Source organism: Corallococcus llansteffanensis (assembly GCF_003612055.1).
Taxonomy (GTDB): Bacteria; Myxococcota; Myxococcia; order Myxococcales; family Myxococcaceae; genus Corallococcus; species Corallococcus llansteffanensis.
On the sequence record NZ_RAWB01000510.1, the window covers coordinates 1 to 7,227 of the forward strand.

8 protein-coding genes are annotated in these 7,227 nt (G+C 68.7%); 4 read left to right on the forward strand and 4 right to left on the reverse strand.

Features of this window, described 5'->3' with window-relative positions:
* Window positions 1-631: TetR/AcrR family transcriptional regulator (locus D7V93_RS33520; RefSeq protein WP_147451476.1), on the reverse strand; the 631-nt coding region annotated here is incomplete at its 3' end.
* A 267-nt stretch (window positions 632-898) separates the two neighbouring features.
* On the opposite strand from D7V93_RS33520, the gene D7V93_RS33525 reads away from it, so the two are divergent.
* The 3 genes from D7V93_RS33525 (at window position 899) to D7V93_RS33535 (ending at window position 3,472) form a co-directional block, all read left to right on the forward strand.
* On the forward strand, window positions 899-1,369 hold the full coding sequence (locus tag D7V93_RS33525) for an Lrp/AsnC family transcriptional regulator (RefSeq protein WP_120647250.1): 471 nt from the start codon (window positions 899-901) through the stop codon (window positions 1,367-1,369).
* Between the two features lie 2 nt (window positions 1,370-1,371).
* The gene (locus tag D7V93_RS33530) at window positions 1,372-2,589 is read left to right on the forward strand and encodes an aminotransferase-like domain-containing protein (protein WP_120647251.1); all 1,218 of its coding nucleotides are present in this window, start codon (window positions 1,372-1,374) and stop codon (window positions 2,587-2,589) included.
* 136 nt (window positions 2,590-2,725) lie between these two features.
* The gene (locus tag D7V93_RS33535; RefSeq protein WP_120647252.1) at window positions 2,726-3,472 is read left to right on the forward strand and encodes an SDR family oxidoreductase; all 747 of its coding nucleotides are present in this window, start codon (window positions 2,726-2,728) and stop codon (window positions 3,470-3,472) included.
* A gap of 28 nt (window positions 3,473-3,500) precedes the next feature.
* On the opposite strand, the gene D7V93_RS33540 is transcribed toward D7V93_RS33535, so the two are convergent.
* A complete protein-coding gene (locus D7V93_RS33540) occupies window positions 3,501-3,902 on the reverse strand; it encodes a winged helix-turn-helix transcriptional regulator (RefSeq protein WP_120647253.1) in 402 nt (133 codons plus the stop codon).
* 121 nt (window positions 3,903-4,023) lie between these two features.
* On the opposite strand from D7V93_RS33540, the gene D7V93_RS33545 reads away from it, so the two are divergent.
* Window positions 4,024-4,626, forward strand: coding sequence for a malonic semialdehyde reductase (locus tag D7V93_RS33545; RefSeq protein WP_120647254.1), 603 nt, complete (start codon window positions 4,024-4,026; stop codon window positions 4,624-4,626).
* Between the two features lie 273 nt (window positions 4,627-4,899).
* Here D7V93_RS33545 and popD read toward each other — a convergent pair whose 3' ends face one another.
* Window positions 4,900-5,370: a PopC secretion inhibitor PopD gene (gene popD / locus D7V93_RS33550; RefSeq protein ID WP_120647255.1), complete on the reverse strand. Its 471-nt coding sequence runs from the start codon at window positions 5,368-5,370 to the stop codon at window positions 4,900-4,902.
* A 59-nt stretch (window positions 5,371-5,429) separates the two neighbouring features.
* Window positions 5,430-6,854: a subtilisin-like protease PopC gene (popC, locus tag D7V93_RS33555; protein ID WP_120647256.1), complete on the reverse strand. Its 1,425-nt coding sequence runs from the start codon at window positions 6,852-6,854 to the stop codon at window positions 5,430-5,432.
* Between the last annotated feature and the right edge of the window lie 373 nt (window positions 6,855-7,227).

Below are 7,227 nucleotides of genomic sequence, written 5' to 3' on the forward strand. Positions count from 1 at the left end.
AAAGGAGGGTGGGGCGCGGCGGGGGGGTGCCGGAGGACAGGCCGTGGCTCAGCAGCGTCATCGCGGTGTCGAGCACGCGCTCCAGGCCCGGATCCTCCTCCCAGAGCACCCAGCGCATGCCCAGGAAGTCGCCAATGCCCATCAGGCAGTAGGCGAGCGCCTCCGGATCCATGCGGCGCACCTCGCCGGCGTCCATCGCCTGGGTGAGGCCGCGCACGTAGCCCCGGGCGAAGCGGTCGTAGTAGCGGCGGTAGCAGTCCGCGTCCACGAACTCCGCCTGCCGCACGACGCGGTAGAGGTTGGGGTGCTGGCGCACGAACTCGAAGAAGGCGCGCAGGCCCTCGCGCTCCACCTCCAGGCGCGTGGTGCACGTGGCGGTGGACTCCGCGATGAGGCGGCGCAGGCGCGCCCCCAGCTCGTCCACCACCTCCACGAAGATGGACTGCTTGTCCGGGAAGTACACGTAGAAGGTGCCCAGCGCGACGCTGGCCTTGCGCGTGAGGTCCGCGATGGACGCGCGCTCGTAGCCCTTCTCCCCGAACACCGCTTCGGCCGCCTTCAACAGCTTCTGCCGCGTCCGCTGGCCACGCGGCGTGACGGGGACACGTTCTGAAGTTGAAGGTCGATTCATCTTTCAGGACGGGTAACACCCGCCCGACAGCCTTGTCAAAAGCCGACGGATGGCTCCTTGCGTCAACGCCAGACAGGAACGCGGAGCGTCAAACCGCCCGCGCCCGGCAGGCAGGGAGGCGCCGGAAAAGGACGCGGGAGGTTGGGAACCCGACCCTTGGAGATGCTTCATCCGTTTGCGTACAAACGGTGTTGCAATCCTGAGCGGGGGCATATAACTTCACCGTCGTTCACCCAAGGGACCTATAAAAATAAGGTTGGAAGCCGCATGGACACCCTGGATTACCGCCTGTTGGACATGCTTCAGCGTGATGGCCGGGCCACGCAGCTGGAGCTGTCTCGAGGGGTGGGGTTGTCCCAGCCGGCGGTGGCCGAGCGCATCCGCAAGCTGGAAGAGCGGGGCGTCATCAAGGGCTACACGGCGCGGGTGGAGGCGACGCGGCTGGGCAAGGACATCACCGCGTTCATCGGCGTGAGCATCGAGCACCCCAAGCACTTCGAGGGCTTCGCGCAGCAGGTGGCGCTGTTGCCGGACGTGCTGGAGGCGCACCGGGTGGCGGGTCAGGACTCGTACATCCTGAAGGTGAAGACGGCGAATACGCGGACCCTGGACTCCCTGCTGGTGGAGACGCTGCGCACCATCCCCGGTGTGACCCGCACGAGCACCACCATCGTCCTGTCGACCTTGAAGGAGGACACGCACGTGCGTGTCCCTGAAGCGTTGTTGAACGGAGAATGACCATGAGCGCGGACGCTATGAGTGCCCCCCTGCCCCCTCCTCCGGCCTACCGGCTGTCCCAGCGCATGTCCCGGATGAAGACCTCCGCGGTGCGGGAGATCCTCAAGATCGCGGAGCGCCCCGACATCCTGTCCTTCGCGGGCGGCCTGCCCGCCCCGGAGCTCTTCCCGCTGGAGGCCATCGCGAAGGCCTTCGAGGAGACCTTCGCCCTGGAAGGGCGCCAGGCGCTCCAGTACAGCACCACGGAGGGCTTCGGCCCGCTGCGCGAGTGGATCTGCGCGCACCTGGCCCGCAAGGGTCACCACACCACCAGCGACCAGGTGCTCATCACCAGCGGCTCGCAGCAGGGCCTGGACCTGGTCGGCAAGGTGCTGCTGGATCCGGGTGACCTGGTGGTGGTGGAGGACCCCAGCTACCTGGCGGCGCTCCAGACCTTCGGCGGCTACGAGGTGGACTTCGCCACCGTGCGCAGCGACGACGCCGGCATGGACACGGATGACCTGGCCGTGCTGGTGAAGAAGCGCCAGCCGAAGCTGCTCTACGTCATCCCCAACTTCCAGAACCCCAAGGGCACCACCCTGTCCCTGGAGCGCCGCAAGGCGCTGGTGCGGCTGGCCCAGGAGCACCGCTTCATCATCCTGGAGGACGACCCGTACGGCGAGCTGCGCTTCCGCGGCGAACACCTGCCGTCGCTGGCGTCGCTGGACGACCAGGGCGTGGTGCTGTCCCTGTCCACCTTCTCCAAGACGCTGGCCCCCGGCCTGCGCCTGGGCTGGGTGACGGGCCCGCGGCCGCTGCTCAAGGTGCTCACCATCGCGAAGCAGGCCACCGACCTGCACACCGCCACGCTCGCGCAGCGCGCCACCGCGCGGCTGCTGGCCACGTTCGACTACGCGGGCCACATCGCCGCGCTGATGCCCGTCTACGGCGAGCGCGCCCAGGCCATGCTCTCCTCGCTGGAGCGCCACATGCCCCCGGGCACGAAGTGGACGAAGCCGGACGGCGGCATGTTCCTCTGGATGGAGCTGCCCGGAGGGCTGGACGCCGCCACGCTGCTGCCCCGCGCCGTCGAGCAGAAGGTCGCCTTCGTCCCCGGCGCGCCCTTCTTCGCCAACGCGCAGCAGCCCCAGTTCATGCGCCTGAACTACTCCAACCGCCCGCCCGACCTCATCGACGAGGGCATGCGCCGGCTGGGCGCCGTCATCGCCGACGCGCTGTAGGCCGCGACGCGACGCGTCGCGGGGCGGGATGAAAGAAGTTGAAGGTTGATTCAGGTTTCAGCCTCCTCGGCGCTGGAAAGCGCCGGGGCGGTGTGCGTACCCTGCGCGCCGTTTCGCGACGCTCAAGGAGAGGCACATGCAGCTGAAGGACCTGAAGATCATCGTGACGGGTGGCGCGCAGGGCATGGGCGCGCACTTCGCCCAGCGCATCCACGAAGCGGGCGGCCAGGTGGCCGTGGGTGACGTCAACGAGGAGCGGCTGGCGGAGCTGCCCCAGGGCATCCACCGCCGCAAGCTGGACGTGTCCAACGAGCAGGACGTCACTGACTTCGTGCAGTGGGCCCACGGCGCCATGGGCGGCCTCAACGGCCTCATCAACAACGCGGGCATCCTGCGCGACGCGCTGCTCGTGAAGAAGGACCGCACCACCGGCCAGGTGAAGAAGCTGTCCACCGCGGACTGGAACGCCGTCATCGGCGTCAACCTCACGGGCGCCACGCTGATGGTGCGCGAGGTGGTGACGAAGATGGTGGAGACGGACCAGCGCCCCGGCGTCATCGTCAACATGTCGTCCATCGCCCGGCACGGCAACCGCGGTCAGTCCAACTACGTGTCCGCCAAGGCCGCGCTCGCGGCCAACACCGTCACCTGGTCGCGCGAGTTCGCCCCCTTCGCCATCCGCGTGGGCGCCGTTGCCCCGGGCATGATCGAAACGCCGATGACGCAGGGCATGAACCAGAAGGCCCGCGACGCGCTGGTGGCCTCCATCCCGGTGGGCCGCATCGGTCTGCCCGAGGACATCTGGGTGGCCGTGAAGTTCATCATCGAGTGCGAGTACTTCAACGGCCGCACCATCGACGTGGACGGCGGCCTCAACTTCTAGGCCTTGCCCCCCGCCCTGCTCCGGAAGCTCAGGCCGTCTTGCGCTTCCGGGGCGCGGCCCGCGCGGCCTTCGCGGCCACGCTCTTGCCGGACACGGACACGGGCGCGGGCTTGAGCTCCACCCAGCGCTCCGCCCACTTGCCCAGCTCGTCGATGACCTTCCAGAAGTCCTGACCCTTCTGCGTCAGGCGGTACTCGGAGCGGATGGGCGGGCCCGGGTCGACGTGGCGCTCGATGATGCCCTCGGCCTCCAGGTCCTTCAGCCGCTCCGACAGGACGCGCTCGCTGATGGTGCCAATGCCCTGCGCCAGCTCCCCGAAGCGGCGCGGCCCATCCAGCAGGATGCGCAGGATGACGCCCGTCCACCGCCTGCCCAGCAGGTCGGCCGCCGCCAGGAACCGTCCGCAGAGCGGGCTCAGGTCGTCATGCATCGTGTCGCCTCCTGCCCGAGTATAGCGACGCCCCTCCCCTCCCGTCAGGAACACCTGGGGGTCTTCACTTACTTTTAGGAAGTTGCTTGCAAAATAAAAGCGCCAGCGCTACCCCTGGGCCATGAGCCCAACGAACACCGCCCTGGATGCCGCCGCCCTGGAGCAACTCTTCACGGAGGCGCGCACGCACGGCGCCTGGCTGGACAGGCCGGTGCCGGACGACACCCTGCGCCGCCTCTACGAGCTGGCGCGCATGGCGCCCACGGCGGCCAACACCCAGCCCATGCGCCTGGTGTTCGTGAAGGGCCGCGAGGCCAAGGAGAAGCTCAAGCCCACCCTGGCCCCGGGCAACGTGGACAAGACGATGCAGGCGCCCGTCACGGTCATCGTGGCGTACGACACCGCCTTCCACGAGCAGATGCCCAGGCTGTTCCCCTCGCGCGACATGAAGAGCGTCTTCGCGGCGCAGAGCCCGGAGGCGCGCGAGCAGACCGCCTCCATGAACAGCTCGCTGCAGGGCGCCTACCTCCTCCTCGCCGCGCGCGCGCTGGGGCTGGACTGCGGCCCCATGGGCGGCTTCGACAAGGCGAAGGTGGACGCGGCCTTCCTCGAGGGGACGGGCTGGAAGTCGAACTTCCTCATCAACCTGGGCTACGGCGACGCCCAGAAGCTCTTCCCGCGCAACCCGCGTCTGGCTTTCGAGGACGCTTGCCGTATTGATTGACCCCATCCGTCTCATTCCAGACGGCTGAATCCCACTCCGGTCCAGTGGCCGCTAGACGCCACAATCCCGAGTTTCTAGGTTAATCAGGAAGAAGCAGCCTCCGTCGTCGGTTCCACCAGGACGAGCGCGGCGTGGGACTTCTTCCCCAGCGAAAGCGCCCTCCCCCCACGCGGGCGACCTTTCGCGACGGCGGATAGACCGCCGGAAGGCCGCCTTCCGTTACAAGGGAAGCGGGGCCCGGACCTTGCGACAGGAGGCTTGCGACAGGGCTCTCTAGTAATTGCGTTCGAGCGGCATCATCGTGCCCGCCTCGAACTCCGGCGCGCGACGAAGCTGATCCAACACGCGCGGAGCACAGCGCACGTGCAGCATGGGCAGGGAACCGCCCGGCTCGCTCATGGCGCGGACGGCCCCCACGAGCTGGTGGGCTTCCAGCCAGCGCATGAAGCTCTCGCGAAAGCGGGCATGTTCGGCCTGGCCGTCCCGGAAGACCTCCGCGCGCGAGCGCAGGGGGGCCCGAGCGGGCGCCGGACGTCCGGGGGGCTCCGCGGCTTCCCGGGGCATCACCGTGACGTCGATGTCCTGCTCCGACGCACGACCCGCCCCCGAGCCACCGGAGTACCCGGAGCCGGGGAGCGCGCGCACCGAACCCCCGCTGCCCGGCAACGGACGCACGGCGGCGACGGAGGCCATCCGAGCCGAGATGTCACCAGGATTGCCCGGCACGCCTGTCTTCCTGCTCATGGCCAACACCCTCCCCCGGGTCCGGTGCTCACCTGGCACCGGCCCCGGCAACTACCGCGTCACCTGAAAACAGCCAGGCCCTTCCCCGTCCGGTGGTTGCCCGAGCGAGGGAGCTTGATGGCGTTGGTCAGAATCAAATCCCTCACTTCCAACGCCGTCAAGTCAGGGGCACGGCAACGATACAGCGCTGCAATACCCGCGACATAAGGCGCCGCCATGCTCGTGCCGCTCATTCGTTCATAGAACGCCTGATTGTTGCAGCGGCGTTCAGTAGACGAATACACATTCACCCCGTAGCCCATGACGTCCGGCACGACGCGACGTCCCACGGCGCCGCTGGCGGAGAAGGTGGCCACGGTGCGCTCGAAGTCGACTGCCCCCACGGCGAGTGCTTCGGGAAAGGCTGCTGGGTAACCAACCGTGTCCGGGCCACTGTTACCTGCCGCGACAACAGGCAGGACATTGCTGTCCAGCAGTCGACGCAGCATGGTCTGCAGGGCGCGCTGATTCAGCAGGTAGTCCGCTTCGGAGATGCCCGGCGGCGGCTGCAGCGGAAAACCCAGCGACAGGTTGACCACGGCGGGACGCGAGGCGTTCTCCGGACGGCTGAACTGGTGGAGCAGCCACTCCATGCCGGCGGCGACGCGGCCGAGGCTGGTGCGGATGGTCTCCGATTCGATGACGGAGGCGGCGTACAGGTCCACCTCCGGCGCGACGCCGTGGTGCACGCCCGCGGCGATGCCGCACACGTGGGTGCCGTGGCCGTCCGGATCGAAGCCGCGCACGTCGCGCGCGGGGTTGTGGGGCGAGTTGGGGAAGAGCGAGACGTAGCGGAACTGGATGGTCTTGCTCGCGTGCTCCGGGTGGTCCGCGTCCACGCCGGTGTCCAGGATGCCCAGCATCACGCCGGCACCCCGGATGCCCTGGGCGTGCGCCAGGGGGACACCGGACTCGTCGGGCCACTCGCGCTGTGCGAGCGAGCTCATGCCGCGGTTGCGCGGCCCCGTCTGTCCGGCCGACACCGGGCCCGGGAAGGACAGGGGCACCACGTCCGGGATGAACTCGAACTCCTCCGCCAGCTCTCCGCGGGCCGCGTTCTCGGCGTCCACGGAGTAGAAGTGCGCCATGGTGGCGCCGATGAGGGGCATGTACCGGTAGCTGCCCGCCTCGGAGCCAGTCTGCTCCGTCACGGGTGCGCCCGGCAGGGGGACGGTGCTGGCGCCAGCGCCGCGGGTGCCGGCGCTCTTGCGGCCTCCGGCGCCCTTCCGGCCCCGGGGCTCCTGACCGCTGATGGCCGGCTTCATGCCGGGCAGGGTGGCCGAACGCAGGCCGAGGGCCGTGAGGGCGTCCGGGGCCTTCTGCGCGCCGCCGAAGCGCAGCGCGGTACTGCGCACGAGGACGCGCTCGCCCTGGGCCGTGCCGCGAACACCCGGCCGGGCCTGCGTCTCGATGGACTCCTTGGGTACCAAGAGAAAAGACTTCATGGGTGGTGTGCTCCTTGGACTACCAATCCGCACCGGGGCCCCGAAGGAGGGGAGCACCCGCGTAAGGACCGCGCCCACCTGGGAACCCTGACAAGCCCCTTCGGGTCCGGTGGATTGGGCTCCGGGCGTCGCCCGAAAGCCATGTCATCGCCTGCCCTCCCCTCTCCCCTTTCGCGGGGTCAACCGTGTGATTTGACCGCGGCCCCCTGACAAAAGTTCACGGGGTTTCCTCAATAGACACCTCTTCTCTGGGGTCTCGGTCCTCACTTGGCTTCCTCGAACGTCCGGAAAGGCAACGGATTCCCTCCGGGGGACGATACGAGTGCCCGGGGGCGTACAGCCGCTCTGTCCGCCAGCGGATGTGGGGAAGGGG

Coding starts and splice junctions, on each gene's coding strand:
- D7V93_RS33530 (WP_120647251.1), top strand. CDS start 1,372: ATGAGCGCGGACGCTATGAGTGCCCCCCTGCCCCCTCCTCCGGCCTAC.
- D7V93_RS33545 (WP_120647254.1), top strand. CDS start 4,024: ATGAGCCCAACGAACACCGCCCTGGATGCCGCCGCCCTGGAGCAACTC.
- D7V93_RS33535 (WP_120647252.1), top strand. CDS start 2,726: ATGCAGCTGAAGGACCTGAAGATCATCGTGACGGGTGGCGCGCAGGGC.
- popD (WP_120647255.1), bottom strand. CDS start 5,370: ATGAGCAGGAAGACAGGCGTGCCGGGCAATCCTGGTGACATCTCGGCT.
- popC (WP_120647256.1), bottom strand. CDS start 6,854: ATGAAGTCTTTTCTCTTGGTACCCAAGGAGTCCATCGAGACGCAGGCC.
- D7V93_RS33540 (WP_120647253.1), bottom strand. CDS start 3,902: ATGCATGACGACCTGAGCCCGCTCTGCGGACGGTTCCTGGCGGCGGCC.
- D7V93_RS33525 (WP_120647250.1), top strand. CDS start 899: ATGGACACCCTGGATTACCGCCTGTTGGACATGCTTCAGCGTGATGGC.